Consider the following 14,748-nt stretch of genomic DNA (forward strand, 5'->3'; position numbering starts at 1 on the left):
CGGCCGTGTTAATCCTTACCGGCCTTCTCCTGGTAATCGTGGTGACCGCCGTCACCGGCTATTTCGTCGCGCAGGAATTCGGCTATGTCGCCGCCGACCGCGGACGACTGCGCCACGACGCCGCGCAGGGCGATCAGGCCGCCGCCCGCGCGCTCAAGGTCACCGAACGTCTCTCCTTCGTGCTCTCCGGCGCCCAGCTGGGCATCACGGTCACCGCTCTGCTCGTCGGTTACGTCGCCGAGCCGTACCTCGGTGAAGGTCTGGCCGACCTGCTCGGCCTGGCCGGCGTGCCGACCGCCGTGAGCATGCCGCTCTCGGTGGCGTTCGCGCTGCTCATCGCGACCGTCGTGCAGATGGTGCTCGGCGAGCTCGCCCCCAAGAACCTGGCCATCGCCCGCGCCGAGGCGCTGGCGAAGGCGCTCAGCCGTTCGACGCTGATGTATCTGACCGTCTTCGGCCCGATCATCAAGCTGTTCGACAAGACCGCCGGGCGCCTGCTGCGCCGCATCGGCATCGAGCCGATCGAGGAGCTGCCCGAGGGCGCCACCTCCGAGGACCTCGAGCAGATCATCGCCGAGTCGCGGGCCAGCGGCGGCCTCGACGCCGAGATGTCCACGCTGCTCGACCGCGGTCTCGATTTCCGTGGCCGGACGGCGGCCGAGGCCATGGTGCCCCGCGTCGACGTGCACACCGTGGCCCAGACGGCCACCGCGGCCGACGTGGTGACGTTGCTGGACACCCACCGCTCGCGTTTCCCGGTGCGCGGCGCCGTCCTCGACGAGATCGTCGGCGTGGTCGGCATCGCCGACATCCTGGCCATTCCGCCCGCCGACCGAGGCCTGGTCGCCGTCTCCGAGGTGATGTCGGCGCCGATCCTGGTGCCGTCCTCGCTGCGGCTGCCGGCCGTGCTGGAGCGGCTGCGCTCGGCGCACCGCCAGCTCGCCTGCGTCGTCGACGAGTTCGGCGGCTTCGCCGGCATCATCACGCTCGAGGACATCGCCGAGGAGCTGGTCGGCCAGATCCGCGACGAGGACGACGAGGCCGAGCCCGAGCCGGTCCGCGAGGCCGACGGTTCCTGGCTGGTGCCGGCCCGCTGGCGGATCGACGAGATCACCGACGCGACCGGCGTCGACCTGCCCGCCGGCGACGACTACGAAACCGTGTCGGGCCTGGTCATGGCCAGGCTCGGGCGGGTGGTCCAGGCAGGCGACTCGGTCACCCTCGACGACGGACTGCTTTCCGTACGCGTCGTCAGCGTCGACCGCCACGTCCCGCAGACCGTACGGATCAGCCGATGAACGCGCTCTGGATCGTCCTGTTGCTGGCCGGCAACGCCTTCTTCGTGGCGGCCGAGTTCGCCCTGGTGGCGAGCAAACGTCACCGCCTCGAGCAGGCGGCCGCCGCGGGCAGCCGGGCCGCGCGCTCGGCGCTGGACGGCACCCGCGAGCTGTCGATGATGCTGGCCGGCGCCCAGCTCGGCATCACCCTGTGCTCGCTGGGCCTGGGCGCGCTGGCCGAGCCGGCCATCGAGCACCTGCTCGGCCCGGCCCTGCACTCGGTGGGCCTGCCCGAGGTGGCGAGCCACGTGATCGCGTTCCTGATCGCGCTGATCGTGGTGACCTTCCTGCACCTGGTCATCGGCGAGATGATGCCGAAGTCGTGGGCGATCACCGACCCGGAGCGGTCGGCCACCCTGCTGGCGCTGCCGTTCCGCGGCTTCGTCACGCTGGTGCGCCCGGCCCTGCGGGTGCTCAACGCCCTGGCCAACGCGGCGCTGAAGCCGTTCGGGGTGCATCCGCAGGATCAGCTGGCCCAGGCGCACGGCCCGGCCGAGATGCGCATCCTGCTCGACCGTTCCCGCGCCGAGGGCCTCATCGAGGAGGAGCAGAGCGAGCTGCTGACCAGCGTGCTCGGCCTCGGCTCGCTCAAGGTGCGCGAGGTCCTGCTGCCGACGTCGCGGCTGATCACGATCCCGGCCACGGCCGGCGCGGCCGAGATCGAGCTGGCCTCGCTGACCAGCGGCCGGTCGCGCATCGCGGTGACCGGCGACGACGGCGACGTGATCGGCGTGGTCCACGTCCGCGAGGCGGTCCGGGCCACGGCCGTGGGCCGCGAGGTGCTGGCCCGCGACCTGATGGAGCCGGCCTTCACGGTCGGCGCCGAGGTCAGCGTGGTCGAGGCGGTCGCGGCCCTGCGAGCGGGCCGGGCCCAGCTCGCGATCGTCACGTCGGCCTCGGAGCAGGTCGGCTTCGTGGCCCTGGAAGACCTGCTGGAGCAGGTGATCGGCCGCTTCGACGACGAGACGGACGTCCCCGTCACGGCGCCGGCGGCCACCTAGTCCCGCCACCCCTGTCTGTTGAGTTGACGCACCGCCTTGTTCGAGGAGGAATGATCCGGTGGTTTTCAAGAAGATGATGCGCGCCTTCGGCGTCGGCGGCCCGTCCGTCGACACCGTGCTGGCGAACCCGAACACCCGTCCCGGCCTGTCCCTGGACGGCCAGGTGAACATCACCGGCGGCGACCACGACGTCAGCATCGACGGCGTCGTGCTGGGCCTGGTCACCCGGGTCGAGTCGGAGCACGGTGACGGTTTCGTCGAGTTCCACCGCCTGCCGGTGGCCGGGGCCTTCCAGCTGCGCAAGGGCGAGAACCGGTCGCTGCCGTTCTCGTTCCCGGTGCCGTGGGAGACGCCGATCACCGACGTCTACGGCCAGCGCCTGCACGGCATGACGATGGGCCTGCGCACCGAGCTGGCGGTGGCCAAGGCGGTCGACAAGGGTGACCTGGACCAGGTGGCGGTGCACCCGCTGCCGGCGCAGGAGCGGATCCTGGACGCGTTCGCCCGGCTCGGTTTCCGCTTCAAGAGCGCGGACCTGGAGCACGGCGGCATCTACGGCGTACGCCAGACCCTGCCGTTCTACCAGGAGATCGAGTTCTACCCGCCGCCGCAGTACGCGGGCGGCATCAACGAGGTCGAGGTGACCTTCATCGCCGACCCACAGGGCGTCGAGGTGGTCCTCGAGTTCGACAAGCGCGGCGGCTTCCTGCAGCCCGGCCACGACGCGTACGGCCGCTTCCGCGTCTCGCACGCCGAGGCCGACACCACCGACTGGAACTCCGTCGTCGAGGGCTGGGTGAGCCAGGCCGCGGGCCGCTACCAGGGCCTGCGCAGCGCCGGCGGCTTCGGCGGCGGTTTTGGCGGCCACGGCGGCGGGTTCGGCGGCCACGGCGGCTACCCGGCGCACGGCGGCGGCCACGGCTACCACGGCCACACCCGCCGCCGCGGCGGCATGGGCATGGGCGGCGTCGCGGCCGGCGTGGCCGGCGGTGTCATCGGCGGCATGATCCTCGGCGAGGCCATGGACGACGCCTTCGGCGGCGACGACGAGGGCGACTCCGGCGAGGAGTGACAGTTGTGGGTCAGCGCCCGGTCCCCGGCCGGGCGCTACCCCACGCTGGCGGTGGCCAGCTTGATCCCGAAGCCGACGAACAGGGCCCCCACCCCGCCCGCGGCCCCGGCAGCCAGGCGGCGCCGGCGCTGGAACTGGCCGGCCAGGAACCGGCCGCCGAAGATCAGCGCCGTCAGGTAGAGCCCGCTGCACAGCTGCACCACCGCGCCCAGCACCAGGAACGGCAGCACCGGATGCGCGTATCCGGGCTCCACGAACTGGATGAAGAACGACACGAAGAACAGGATCGCCTTCGGGTTGAGCAGGCTGATCACGGCCGCCTGCCGGAACGGGTGACGGGCCTCCTCGATCGCCGAGGGCGCGGCCGGCGAGTTCTTCCCCCGCCACCGGCGGATGCCACCGCGGACGATGCCGATCCCCACCCAGAACAGATAGGCCGCTCCCGCGTATTTGATGACGGTGAACAGCGGCGGATAGGCCCGCAGCAGCGAGGCCGCCCCGGCGGCGGACAGCGTCATCAGGACCGCGTCGCCGAGGAACACCCCGGCCGCCGCCTGATATCCCGCGCGGACCCCGCGCCGCGCCGCGGTCGACAGCACGAAGATCGAGTTCGGCCCGGGCAGCAGGATGATCGCCACCGTGCCCACCACGTACGTCCAGAAATCGGTGACGCCGAGCATGTCAGGCCGCCGCCAGCCGGGCACGGAGCCGCTCCGACGCGGCCGGCCACTCGCCGGGGGTCATGCTGAACACCACGGTGTCGCGCCATGACCCGTCCGGCCGCTGCCGATGACGGCGCAGCGCCCCCTCGTGGACCGCGCCCAGCCGCGCGATCGCCTTCTGCGACCGCTCGTTGCGGTTGTCCGTGTACCAGAACACGCGCTCGGCGGCGAGCTTGTCGAAGGCGTGCTCGAGCAGCAGCAGCTTGGCCTCGGTGTTGACCCCCGTACGCCACCACGGCTTGCCGATGATCGTGTGCCCGATCGCCAGCGACCGCCGCGCCGGGTCGATGTCGTGGTAGCTGGTCATGCCGATCACCCGGCCGGTCGCCGGCTCGACCTGGGCCCAGCACACCTGGGAGCCGCTCCATCGATGGCGCTGGAGGACGGCGATGTAGCCGGTCATCTCCTCGACGGTCCGCGGCCGGCGCACCAGGAAGTGCTGCCACAGCTCGTCGTCGCCGAGCGCCTCGACCAGCCCCTCGGCGTGGGCCGGGGTCAGGGGTTCGAGCCGCACGTGCCGGCCCTCGAGCGGGACGGCGGAGGCCCACGGAAGCTCCGAACCGGGCAGGTAGGAGGGCAGGCCGGCGGTCACCCCGGTGTCGGTCTCGGCCGGGCCGAACTCGCGCCGGACCGGCACCACACCGGCCCAGTGCGGCAGCGGCAGGTCCTCCTCGGCGTCGTTCACCCCTCCGCCGCGGGCGCGGGCGGACACCTCCTGAAGCGGCAGCGCGAGCACGCCGGTCTGCGCCAGCTCCTGCCTGGTCGGCGGGCGGCTGTCGGCCGCGCGGCCGGCGCCCACCTTTTCGACCAGGGCAGTCATCGCGGCCAGCTTCTCGGCCGGGTCGGTGACCAGCCGGGCCGCGCCCATGGCGACCACGGAGCGGTAGTTGGCGCTGTGGTGGAACTGCGAACGGCCGTACACCAAGCCGTCGAGAAGCGTGACGCTCACGCAGACCTCCACATCGGAGCCCCGGGCCGACAGGCCGAAACGGCCGCCGGAGGAGCCGTGCAGATAAAGCGTCTCGCCGACGCGGACGTGCAGCGTGGGCAGCACCCGGGGTGAGCCGTCCACGACGAACGCGACGGAACAGTCGTACGCCTCGTCGAGAATGGCGTGGGCCAGAGCACGGTCGTAGTGGGTGCGCTCGCGATAGCGGGTGGCCGTCGTGCGGGCCGTCTGAGGATAGAGGTCGGACATCGAGGCCTCCTCGCTTGCGGATTCTTCTGTGCTTGCCAAACCTGCTGTGCTAGTACAAACTCTTTGCTGTGGCAGCACAGTATCAGGTAACCGGCGACAGCGCCGCCTCGATTTCCACCAGCATCGAGTCGGGCGTCCTGAAGGGCCACTACGCCTCGGGCGCCCCGCTCCCGCCCATCCGCGTGCTGGCCGACTTCCTGCAGGTCAGCCCGGCCACGGTCGCCAAGGCCTATCAGTCCCTGCGCCAGCGCGGGGTCGTCGAGGCCGACGGCCGGCGGGGCACGCGCGTGCGTTCCCGTCCCGCCGTGGCCGGCCCGCGCTCCGACCTGCGCCTCCCCCTCCCCGAGGGCGTGCGCGATCTCTCCTCCGGCGAGCCCGACCTGCGACTGCTGCCCCCGCTCGGCCCGGTGTTCCAGGACCAGCCACAGGGGTACGCCTCGGCGGCCGCCATGCCCGAGCTGATCGAGGCCGCCCGTCCGCGTCTGCTGGCCGACGGCCTCCCGGTCGACGACGCCCTCATCACCGTCACCTCGGGCACCCTCGACGCAATCGAGCGCCTGCTCACGGCCCGCCTGCGACCGGGCGACGCCGTGGCCGTCGAAGATCCCGGCTGGTCCAACCTGCTCGACCTGCTCGCCGCCATGGACCTGCGCCCGGTGCCGTTCACGCTCGACGAGGAGGGTCCGACGCCGTCCTCGGTCGCCGCGGCCATCCAGGACGGCGCCGAGGCCGCCGTCATCACCGTGCGGGCGCAGAACCCCACCGGCGCCGCCGTCAGCGCCACCCGGGCCGAGGAGCTGCGGCCCCTGTTCGCCGCTTATCCGGGATTCCTGCTCATCGAGGACGACCACGCCGCCGAGCTGGCCGAGGCGCCGCCGCACTGCGTCGGCCCGGTCACCGGCGCCTGGGCCGTCACCCGCTCGGCGTCCAAGCCGTTCGGCCCCGACCTGCGGATCAACGTGCTGGCCGGCGACGAGACGACCATCTCGCGGGTGATCGGCCGCATGCGCATCGGCTCGGGGTGGGTGTCGACCATCCTGCAGCGGACGCTTCTGCACCTGTGGCAGGACCCCGAGGTCACCGAGCTGGTGGCGCACGCCGCCGGCGCTTACGGCCGGCGGCGGCGCCTCCTGCGCGACGAGCTACGGTCCCGCGGCCTCGCGGCCGAGGGCGAGACCGGCATCAACGTCTGGGTCACGGTTCCCGACGAGACCCGCGCGGTCGGCCTGCTGCGGGACGCCGGATGGGCGGTGGCACCCGGCTCCCTGTTCCGCACCTCGACGCCGTACGGCATCCGCATCTCGATCGGCCCCCTCGACGAGGAGGAGATCCCCGCGGTGGCCGACGCCGTGGCCGCGGCCGTTCTCCCCTCCGGCCTCACCGCCCCGGCCCGATGATCAGGCCCGCAGGCGGCGGTACGCCCGCGCCGACAACGGCAGGAAGATCGCCGTGAGCAGCAGCGGCCAGGCCAGGGCCAGCCAGACCGCGCCGTCGGCCAGCGGGCCCGACGTGATCCCGGTCGGGTTGCCGAAAAGCTCCCGCGTCGCCGTGGCGGTCGCCGACAGCGGATTCCACGCGGCGATCGCGCCCAGCCAGCCCGGCATCGTCTCGGCCGACACGATCGCCGTCGAGAGGAAACCGATGGGCCAGACCAGCACCTGTACGGCCATGGTCGCCCCCTCGCCACGGAAGGAGAGGCCGACGAAGATGCCGATCCAGAGCATCGCGAAGCGCAGCCAGAGCAGTAGCAGCACGGCCAGGGCCACCGACGCCGGATCCGACGTGATCCGCCACCCGATCAGCAGACCGCCGAGGATCAGCACGAAAAGCTCGACCGCCGAGTTGGCCATGTCGGCCCCGACCCGGCCCAGCGCCACCGACGAGCTGCCGATCGGCATCGAGCGGAACCGGTCGGTGATGCCCTTGCGGGCGTCGTTGGCCATCGTGGTGGCCGTGCTCTCGACGCCGAACATCATGCTCAGCGCGAGCATGCCGGGCAGCAGGAAGGTGATGTAGTCGCCGCCGCCGGGCACGGTGATGGCCCCGCCGAACAGGAATCCGAAGACGAGCAGCAACATGATCGAGAAGAGCAGGCCGAAGATCGGCGTCCAGGGCTGGCGCGCCCAGTGGGCCAGCTCCCGGTGCGTCATGATCCATCCGGCGCGCAGTGTCGTCATCGGGAAACCCCCTCGGTCAGAGCCAGGAACGCCTCGTCCAGGGTCGGCCGTCGGAGCACCAGGTCCTCGGGGTCGATCCGCAGTTCGTCCAGGCCGCGGACGACGTCGGCGAGCGCGCCCAGGCCGATCTCGAAGGTGAGGCTGTGCGCTTCGTCGTCGATCACGGCGGGCGCGCCCACCGCCGCGGAGAGCCGCTCCGCGACGTCGCAGAGGGGCGTCCGCAGCGGCAGGGTGACGGTCACCCGGTCGCCGCCGACCTGGCGTTTCAGCTCGTCCGGCGTGCCCTCGGCGATCACCTTGCCGTGGTTCATCACGGAGATCCGGGCCGCGAGCTGATCCGCCTCGTCCAGATATTGCGTGGTCAGCAACACCGTGGTGCCGCGGGCGGCGATCTCCCGGACGCTCTCCCACACCTCGTTGCGGGCGCGGGGGTCGAGGCCGGTGGTCGGCTCGTCGAGGAAGAGCACCGCCGGCGTCATCACCAGCCCGGCCGCGATGTCGAGCCGGCGGCGCATGCCTCCGCTGTAGGTGGACACCGCCCGCTCGGCCGCGCCGGTCAGCCCGAAGGCGGTGAGCAGCTCCTCGGCCCGCCGCCGGGCGTCGTTCTTGGTGAGGCCGAAGAGCCGTCCGAACATCACCAGGTTCTGCCGGCCACCGAGGATCTCGTCGACCGCGGCGTGCTGGCCGATGAGGCCGATCCGGCGCCGGACCTGGGGCGCCTGGCGGCGTACATCGAAACCGGCGACCGTGGCCGTGCCCGAATCGACATCGATGAGGGTGGCCAGGGCCTTCACCGCCGTCGTCTTGCCGGCGCCGTTCGGTCCGAGAAGGCCGTGGATCACGCCCGAGGGCACGGCCAGGTCGAAACCGTCCAGTGCGCGCGTCTTGCCGTACGTCTTCCGTAGTCCGTCAGCCGTCAGCGAGTTCACGTCGCTCCTAACTCCGTATGCCTTACGGAAATTGATGCGCGGTACACCGTACACCCCACGGGGTAACCTCCGCACATGGAAAGTCAGAACGTCGACCGCACGCTCGGCCTGCTGTGGCGGCGCACCCTCGGCACGCCGCAGGGCTCACGCGGGCCGAAACAGCGGGTCAGCGTGGACGAGGTGGTGCGCGCGGCGATCGAGGTGGCCGACGAGGAGGGCCTGCCCGCGTTCTCGATGCGCAAGGTCGCCGACCGGCTAGGGCTCAAACTGATGTCGATCTACACGTACGTCCCGGGCCGCTCCGAGCTGATCGGCCTCATGGTCGACGAGGTCATGGGCGAGCAGGAACTGCCGCCGCACGAGGGTGACCTGCGGGAACGCCTCACCAGGGTGGCGCGGCAGATGTGGGACGAGTTCCACCGGCATCCGTGGCTGCTCCAGGTGGAGGAGAGCCGTCCGTGGATCGGCCCGAACGGCTCCGATCGCTGGGAGTGGCAGCTGGCCGCCATCGAGGGCGCCGGCTTCACCGATCTCGAGATGGATCAGGTGATCACGCTGCTGGGCGGCTTCACGGCGTCCGCGGCGCGAGCGTCGATCGCGGCCAGTCGCACGGCCGAGGAGTCCGGAATGTCAGACCTGGAGTGGTGGGAGATCAACGCGCCGATCCTCGAACGCGTCATGACGCCGGGCGCGTACCCGATCTCGGGTCGCGTCGGCACGGCCGCCGGCCAGGAGTACAACGCGGTCGGCGACCCGTCGCGGTCGTTCACCTTCGGGCTCGACCGCATCCTCGACGGACTCGAGGCCCTGCTGGACCGTTAGGCCAGGGCGCCGGCCGCGATCGTCAAATCATCGACCAGGGTTCGGTACGCCGTCTCGCGGTCGTCCGCGCGCAGAACGGCCGACGGGTGGAACGTCGCGAGCGCCTGGATCTCGGCCACCGGGAAGTCGCCGGGATGCTGGGCCGAGGCCGGCCACGGCATGAGCCGGCCGCGCTGCTGGGTGACCCGGAACGACGGGCCCAGCAGCGCCTTGCCCGCGGTGGCGCCGAGGATCACCACGAGCTCCGGCTCGAGCAGCGAGAACTCGGCCACCAGCCAGGGGCGGCAGGCGGTGATGTGCGCCGGGCCCGGGTTCTGGTGGATGCGCCGCTGGCCGCGCATCTCGAAGCGGAAGTGCTTCACCGCGTTGGTGATGTAGACGTCACCCGCGTCGAGGCCGGAGTCGTCGACCGCCTCGCGCAGCAGTCGCCCGGCCGGGCCCACGAAGGGCAGGCCCTTCTGGTCCTCGACGTCGCCGGGCTGCTCGCCGACCAGCACCACCCGGGCGTTCGGCGCGCCCCGCCCGAAGACGGTCTGCGTGGCGTCCGCGTGCAGCTCACAGCCCTGACAGCCGGCTGCGGCGGACTTGAGCTTGTCGATGCTCCATGGCTGGGGCGGCACCCACTCCTGCGCGCCGACCGGAGCTTCGGTCCTAGGCATGGAGACGTTTTTACCCCCCTCGACTCTGAGTACCCTCGTGGGGTGCGGTTGACGGATTTCTGGGAACGGCTCGGCGAGTCGTTCGGTGGCGCCTATGCGCGAAGCATCGCGGCAGATCACTCTTTTGCGTCATTGGGCGACCGAACCATCGATCGGGCGATAGCTGAGGGTGTCGACACGGCTACGATCTGGCGAGCAGTGGTGGCCGAGTACCCCGATCGGGTGCCCTCTCGCCTGCGATAACGACGTTTTCGTACACCCGTTCTGGCGTGTCACTCGATAGTCGTACACGTGTTCGGCTATTGTCCACAACGGCTTGGTTATCCACAGCCGGAGGCAGGGCAGCGGATTTTTGTCATACCCACCCCCTACCTTGGTGCGCGTGGTGAACAGAAGCTCATCGGCGAAGACGCCTGCGAAATCGAGTACAGGGGTGGCGGACATGGGGAACGGACCTGACCGGGACAAAGCGCTCGATCTGGCATTGGCACAGATTGACAAGCAGTTCGGCAAGGGCTCGGTGATGCGGCTCGGGGAGCGGCCGGTCGTGGAGACCGCCATCATCCCCACCGGCTCCATCGCCCTCGACGTGGCGCTCGGCGTCGGCGGTCTGCCGCGAGGCCGGGTCATCGAGGTGTACGGCCCGGAGTCCTCCGGTAAGACGACGGTCGCCCTGCACGCGGTGGCCAACGCGCAGCGCAACGGCGGCATCGCGGCGTTCATCGACGCCGAGCACGCCCTCGACCCGGAGTACGCGAAGGCGCTCGGCGTCGACACCGACGCCCTGCTCGTCTCCCAGCCCGACACGGGTGAGCAGGCGCTCGAGATCGCCGACATGCTGATCCGCTCCGGCGCGCTCGACATCATCGTCATCGACTCGGTGGCGGCCCTCGTGCCCCGCGCCGAGATCGAGGGCGAGATGGGCGACAGCCACGTCGGCCTCCAGGCCCGGCTCATGAGCCAGGCCCTCCGCAAGATCACCGGTATCCTCAACAACTCCGGCACGACCGCGATCTTCATCAACCAGCTCCGCGAGAAGATCGGCGTCATGTTCGGCTCGCCCGAGACCACGACCGGTGGCCGCGCGCTGAAGTTCTACGCCTCGGTCCGCCTCGACGTGCGCCGCATCGAGAGCCTGAAGGACGGCACCGACGTGGTGGGCAACCGGACCCGCGTCAAGGTCGTGAAGAACAAGGTCGCCGCGCCGTTCAAGCAGGCCGAGTTCGACATCATGTACGGCAAGGGCATCTCGCGGGAGGGCTCGCTGATCGACGTCGGCGTCGAGCAGAGCATCATCCGCAAGTCCGGAGCCTGGTACACGTACGATGGCGACCAGCTCGGCCAGGGCAAGGAGAAGGCGCGGGAGTTCCTCAAGGAAAACCCCGACGTCGCCGCCGAGATCGAGAAGAAGATCCTGGAGAAGCTCGGCGTGGGCCAGACCACCGGCGACGCCGCCGGCGGCCCGGAGCTGCCGCCGGTCGACTTCTGATCCCGATCCTCGGCCAAGGCGGGTCCACCACATGACCGGACGACGCGGCGCGCGAGCCGGGCGCGGATGGGATGCCATCCCACCCCGGCCGCCCCGCCCTTCCGATGAGCATCCGCCCGGCGATTCCCCCGGCGACGAAACGGAACGCGGCAACGTCCCGCCCCGTCACCGAGACGACTCGCCGGGCGGAATCTCCCGTCCCGCCCGCCAGGGCCTGCCGTGGTCCCACGCCGACCCGTTCGGCCTGGGCTTGACTTCTCCCGGCGCGTCTTCGGCCCGGGAAGAGTCCACCCTGGACGGCGCTCCCTGGCCCGGCGCTCCCGACCACGACGAGTTCGACCCAGCCGACGACGACAGGCCGGGCCCGTCCCGCTCAGGCCGCTCCGGCTCCCGCAGGTCTCGCTCCACCAGCCCCGATCCCGACGCCGCCGGCACCGGCGCTTCTGGCTTCGGCGCTTCCGGCGGCGGCTTCGGTAGCTCTGGCGGCGGATTCGGCGCGGGGTTCGGCAGTTCCGGAACCGGTGTCGGCGGTGGTGGTTCGCGGCGTGCTCGTTCGGGAAGGGGCGGCTCGGGGGAGGGCGGCTCGGGGCAGGCTCGCTCCGGCCGGGGCGGTCCCGGCTCCGGCTCCGGCTCCAGTTCCGGTTCCGGGGAGGGCGGCGCCGAGAAGGATCGCGCGGGCCGGCCGGCGCAGAGCGAGGGGGAGCGCGCCCGGGAGATCTGCCTGCGCCAGTTGGCGGTGCGTCCCCGTACGAGGGCCGAGCTCGCGAAGGTCCTGGCCCGCAAGGAGATCTCCGACGAGGTGATCGCCGAGGTCCTGGACCGCTACGACGAGGTCGGCATCATCGACGACGCCGCGTTCGCCCGAGCCTGGGTGTCGAGCCGCCACCAAGGCCGCGGCCTGGCCCGCAGAGCCCTGGCCAACGAACTACGCCAGCGCGGCGTGGACGCCGAAACCGCCAGCGAGGCCCTGGAAGCCGTGGACGACGAGGACGAGGCCACCACCGCCCGAGCCTTGGTCGACCGCAAGCTGCGCACCGCCACCGGTCCTCCCGACGCGGTCTTCCGCCGCTTGGTGGCCATGCTGGCCCGCAAGGGCTATCCCGCGGGCACAGCCTTCCGCGCCGTCAAGGAAGCCTTGGCCGCCCGAGACGCCGAGGCCGCCGAGTTCGCCGACGCCGTGGACGCCGACGCCCTGGCCGACGAAACAACCGACCTGTCCTGACGCCTTCCTGCCCCCTTCCTTCTGGGCGGATCGATCTACGATGCGGCCCATGGCGTTGATTCATCGGGCTCAGATCAGTCCCACCAAGCTCGAGCTGTTGGAAGGGTGGCTTCCCTCGCGGGAATGGGCCGGCGACATCGGTGGCTCGGGGCTCGAACGGGTCGCGGCCTATCGGTTCGACGATCCGGCGGGGGAGGTCGGGGTCGAGACCCTCCTGGTGCGGGCGGGAGACGGGCCGGTGCTTCAGGTGCCGCTCACCTATCGGGGTTCTCCTCTGGACGGTGGGGACTCCTGGCTGGTGGGAACCTGCGAGCATTCGGTGCTGGGGCGGCGCTGGGTGTACGACGCGGTCGGCGACCCGGTCTACGCGGCGGCGCTGGCGAAGGCGATCCTCGGTGGTGAGGGGCAGGCGCAGGAGTTCTTCGAGACTGACGGGCGGCTCGAACCGCGGCCGCTCAGCATGACCATCGTCGTCGGCGGGCCTGAAGGCGAACGGCCGGCCGAGCAAGTGGTGCCGGGTGATCCGGCGAGGGTTGTCGCCGAGGGGGCGGAGTTCGCTGTGGTTCGGCGGGTCGGTGGCGGCTGGGCGGGGGACGGTCTGCGATTGAGTGGCTCCTGGAGTGGGCAGCCCGCGCTTGTCCCGCTGGTGTTCGCCGAGAATGTGGAATAGATAACAATCGGTATTTCTCTGCCTCCATATAGTCGTGTGTGGATGGCGCCAGCGGGCTGACCTCGGTTAAGTTGCTTCCTCACATCGCGGGGGATCGCTGGAATGTGTGGTCTCTCCGCGTGCGACAACGGGGAGGAACATGCGGATCAATCAGCTTGCGCGACGCCGCGGAGTGCGCGCGGTCGCGCGGCTCGGCGTGCTGGTCGGCGCGGTCGGCGTCGCGGCGCTGACCGGCGCCCACGCGGCCGGCGCCGCGACCACGAACGCCGCCACCCGCGGCATCGTGATCGTCACCGAGGAGCCGGCGGCCGACACGACAACTGAGGAAACCGGCACCACACCCGCCAACGAGGCCGACCCGGCCCCCACCGCGGACGAGGACGAGCCGCCCGGCGACGGCGGCACCCCGCCCGGCGAAGGCGGTGGCGACACCCCGCCCGGTGGTGGCGGCGACACCCCGCCCGGTGGTGGCGGCGACACCCCGCCCGGTGGCGGCGGCGACACCCCGCCTGGTGATGGCGGCGGCGACACTCCGCCGGGCGACGGCGACGGCGACGGCGACGGCGGGGAAGGTGGTGAGAATCCGCCGGGTAACGGTGGTGAGAATCCGCCGGGTAACGGTGGTGAGAATCCGCCGGGCAACGGTGGTGAGAATCCGCCCGGCAACGGTGGTGAGAATCCGCCCGGTAACGGTGGTGAGAACCCGCCGGGCAACGGTGGTGAGAATCCGCCGGGCAACGGTGGTGAGAATCCGCCCGGCAACGGTGGTGAGAATCCGCCCGGTAACGGTGGTGAGAACCCGCCCGGTAACGGTGGTGAGAACCCGCCGGGCAACGGTGGCGAGAATCCGCCCGGCGGCGGAGGCGGCGAGACCCCGCCCGGTGACGACGGGCCGGATGACAACCCGCCCGCGGCCGATCCCGGCCAGGACGATGACCAGAACGGGGCCGATCAGAACGGTGGCATCACCCCTGACGACGCCGGCGGCGTCGGTGGCTCGGGTGACGGCAATCCGATCCTCGCCCTGACCGGCGCCAACTCGGCCGGCATGGCCGGCACCGGCGCGGCCGTCGTGGTCGGCGGCGTGGTTCTGCTGCTCGTCACCCGGCGGCGCCGGGCCGAGTCGCAGGCCTGACGGCGACATCCGGCCGTGGCCCCTGGTCACGGCCGGATGCGGTCGCCGCAGCGCCCCTGAATCGGATCTTGACGGGACATCGGCGCTGGCCACTGCCTGGTAATCTGCGACGTTGTGACCGATCAGAGCCGTATGCCGGGCTACGGTCCCTTCCAGGAAGGCACCGAGCCGACCGCGCCGATCACCCACATGGCCGCGGAGCCCCAGCCGGCCCCGAGCGGCCAGCCCTCCCGCGGCATCCCCGGTCAGCCCACAGCTTCCCCGAGTCCTCACTCGCCGAGTCCTCACTCGCCGAGCGGGACCGCCCCACCCTCG

At 71.4% G+C, this 14,748-nt stretch carries 14 protein-coding genes and 1 pseudogene; 10 read left to right on the forward strand and 5 right to left on the reverse strand.

Annotation, left to right across the window (positions count from 1 at the left end):
* Nucleotides 1–5: 5 nt before the first annotated feature.
* From ACFY36_RS28540 to ACFY36_RS28550, 3 genes are read left to right on the forward strand one after another with little or no spacing between them, the layout of a single operon-like run.
* On the forward strand, nt 6–1,298 hold the full coding sequence (locus tag ACFY36_RS28540) for a hemolysin family protein (RefSeq protein ID WP_499748984.1): 1,293 nt from the start codon (nt 6–8) through the stop codon (nt 1,296–1,298).
* On the forward strand, nt 1,295–2,338 hold the full coding sequence (locus tag ACFY36_RS28545; RefSeq protein WP_499748985.1) for a hemolysin family protein: 1,044 nt from the start codon (nt 1,295–1,297) through the stop codon (nt 2,336–2,338). Before ACFY36_RS28540 ends, ACFY36_RS28545 begins: the two co-directional genes overlap by 4 nt.
* A 58-nt stretch (nt 2,339–2,396) precedes the next feature.
* The gene (locus ACFY36_RS28550; RefSeq protein WP_499748986.1) at nt 2,397–3,410 is read left to right on the forward strand and encodes a sporulation protein; all 1,014 of its coding nucleotides are present in this window, start codon (nt 2,397–2,399) and stop codon (nt 3,408–3,410) included.
* Nucleotides 3,411–3,445: 35 nt separating this feature from the next.
* Here ACFY36_RS28550 and leuE read toward each other — a convergent pair whose 3' ends face one another.
* Entirely contained in the window at nt 3,446–4,090 is a 645-nt protein-coding gene (gene leuE, locus ACFY36_RS28555; RefSeq protein ID WP_499749319.1) for a leucine efflux protein LeuE, read from the reverse strand.
* 1 nt (nt 4,091) lies between these two features.
* On the reverse strand, nt 4,092–5,330 hold the full coding sequence (locus ACFY36_RS28560; protein WP_499748987.1) for a bifunctional pyridoxamine 5'-phosphate oxidase family protein/GNAT family N-acetyltransferase: 1,239 nt from the start codon (nt 5,328–5,330) through the stop codon (nt 4,092–4,094).
* Between the two features lie 68 nt (nt 5,331–5,398).
* On the opposite strand from ACFY36_RS28560, the gene ACFY36_RS28565 reads away from it, so the two are divergent.
* A complete protein-coding gene (locus ACFY36_RS28565) occupies nt 5,399–6,727 on the forward strand; it encodes an aminotransferase class I/II-fold pyridoxal phosphate-dependent enzyme (RefSeq protein ID WP_499748988.1) in 1,329 nt (442 codons plus the stop codon).
* Here ACFY36_RS28565 and ACFY36_RS28570 read toward each other — a convergent pair whose 3' ends face one another.
* The gene (locus ACFY36_RS28570; protein ID WP_499748989.1) at nt 6,728–7,507 is read right to left on the reverse strand and encodes an ABC transporter permease; all 780 of its coding nucleotides are present in this window, start codon (nt 7,505–7,507) and stop codon (nt 6,728–6,730) included.
* Entirely contained in the window at nt 7,504–8,436 is a 933-nt protein-coding gene (locus tag ACFY36_RS28575) for an ATP-binding cassette domain-containing protein (protein WP_499748990.1), read from the reverse strand. Before ACFY36_RS28575 ends, ACFY36_RS28570 begins: the two co-directional genes overlap by 4 nt.
* A 75-nt stretch (nt 8,437–8,511) precedes the next feature.
* On the opposite strand from ACFY36_RS28575, the gene ACFY36_RS28580 reads away from it, so the two are divergent.
* Nucleotides 8,512–9,258, forward strand: a complete 747-nt coding sequence (locus ACFY36_RS28580) for a TetR/AcrR family transcriptional regulator (RefSeq protein ID WP_499748991.1) — start codon at nt 8,512–8,514, stop codon at nt 9,256–9,258.
* On the opposite strand, the gene ACFY36_RS28585 is transcribed toward ACFY36_RS28580, so the two are convergent.
* A complete protein-coding gene (locus ACFY36_RS28585) occupies nt 9,255–9,917 on the reverse strand; it encodes a UdgX family uracil-DNA binding protein (protein WP_499748992.1) in 663 nt (220 codons plus the stop codon). The two genes, ACFY36_RS28580 and ACFY36_RS28585, sit on opposite strands and share 4 nt — an antisense overlap.
* Before the next feature lie 42 nt (nt 9,918–9,959).
* Here ACFY36_RS28585 and ACFY36_RS28590 point away from each other — a divergent pair, with 42 nt between their 5' ends.
* The 5 genes and pseudogenes from ACFY36_RS28590 (at nt 9,960) to ACFY36_RS28610 (ending at nt 14,433) form a co-directional block, all read left to right on the forward strand.
* Nucleotides 9,960–10,160, forward strand: a complete 201-nt coding sequence (locus ACFY36_RS28590; RefSeq protein WP_498691624.1) for a DUF3046 domain-containing protein — start codon at nt 9,960–9,962, stop codon at nt 10,158–10,160.
* A 199-nt stretch (nt 10,161–10,359) separates the two neighbouring features.
* Nucleotides 10,360–11,406, forward strand: coding sequence for a recombinase RecA (gene recA, locus ACFY36_RS28595; RefSeq protein WP_097318782.1), 1,047 nt, complete (start codon nt 10,360–10,362; stop codon nt 11,404–11,406).
* Between the two features lie 694 nt (nt 11,407–12,100).
* A pseudogene (locus ACFY36_RS28600) lies at nt 12,101–12,628 on the forward strand (regulatory protein RecX); the annotation flags it as partial.
* Between the two features lie 49 nt (nt 12,629–12,677).
* Nucleotides 12,678–13,298 carry a CG0192-related protein gene (locus ACFY36_RS28605; protein ID WP_499748993.1) on the forward strand — a complete coding sequence of 207 codons (621 nt, stop codon included), beginning with the start codon at nt 12,678–12,680 and terminating at the stop codon, nt 13,296–13,298.
* 139 nt (nt 13,299–13,437) lie between these two features.
* Nucleotides 13,438–14,433 (forward strand): hypothetical protein, encoded by a 996-nt coding sequence (locus ACFY36_RS28610; RefSeq protein WP_499748994.1) that lies wholly within the window; start codon nt 13,438–13,440, stop codon nt 14,431–14,433.
* The last annotated feature ends 315 nt before the right edge of the window (nt 14,434–14,748 follow it).

It is taken from the genome of Actinoplanes sp. NPDC000266, from assembly GCF_042899005.1.
Lineage (GTDB): Bacteria > Actinomycetota > Actinomycetes > Mycobacteriales > Micromonosporaceae > Actinoplanes.

What these genes read in the sequence shown, in the direction of transcription:
- ACFY36_RS28545 (WP_499748985.1), top strand. Translation starts at nt 1,295, where the DNA reads ATGAACGCGCTCTGGATCGTCCTGTTGCTGGCCGGCAACGCCTTCTTC.
- leuE (WP_499749319.1), bottom strand. Translation starts at nt 4,090, where the DNA reads ATGCTCGGCGTCACCGATTTCTGGACGTACGTGGTGGGCACGGTGGCG.
- ACFY36_RS28560 (WP_499748987.1), bottom strand. Translation starts at nt 5,330, where the DNA reads ATGTCCGACCTCTATCCTCAGACGGCCCGCACGACGGCCACCCGCTAT.
- ACFY36_RS28570 (WP_499748989.1), bottom strand. Translation starts at nt 7,507, where the DNA reads ATGACGACACTGCGCGCCGGATGGATCATGACGCACCGGGAGCTGGCC.
- ACFY36_RS28580 (WP_499748991.1), top strand. Translation starts at nt 8,512, where the DNA reads ATGGAAAGTCAGAACGTCGACCGCACGCTCGGCCTGCTGTGGCGGCGC.
- ACFY36_RS28585 (WP_499748992.1), bottom strand. Translation starts at nt 9,917, where the DNA reads ATGCCTAGGACCGAAGCTCCGGTCGGCGCGCAGGAGTGGGTGCCGCCC.
- recA (WP_097318782.1), top strand. Translation starts at nt 10,360, where the DNA reads ATGGGGAACGGACCTGACCGGGACAAAGCGCTCGATCTGGCATTGGCA.
- ACFY36_RS28605 (WP_499748993.1), top strand. Translation starts at nt 12,678, where the DNA reads ATGGCGTTGATTCATCGGGCTCAGATCAGTCCCACCAAGCTCGAGCTG.
- ACFY36_RS28610 (WP_499748994.1), top strand. Translation starts at nt 13,438, where the DNA reads ATGCGGATCAATCAGCTTGCGCGACGCCGCGGAGTGCGCGCGGTCGCG.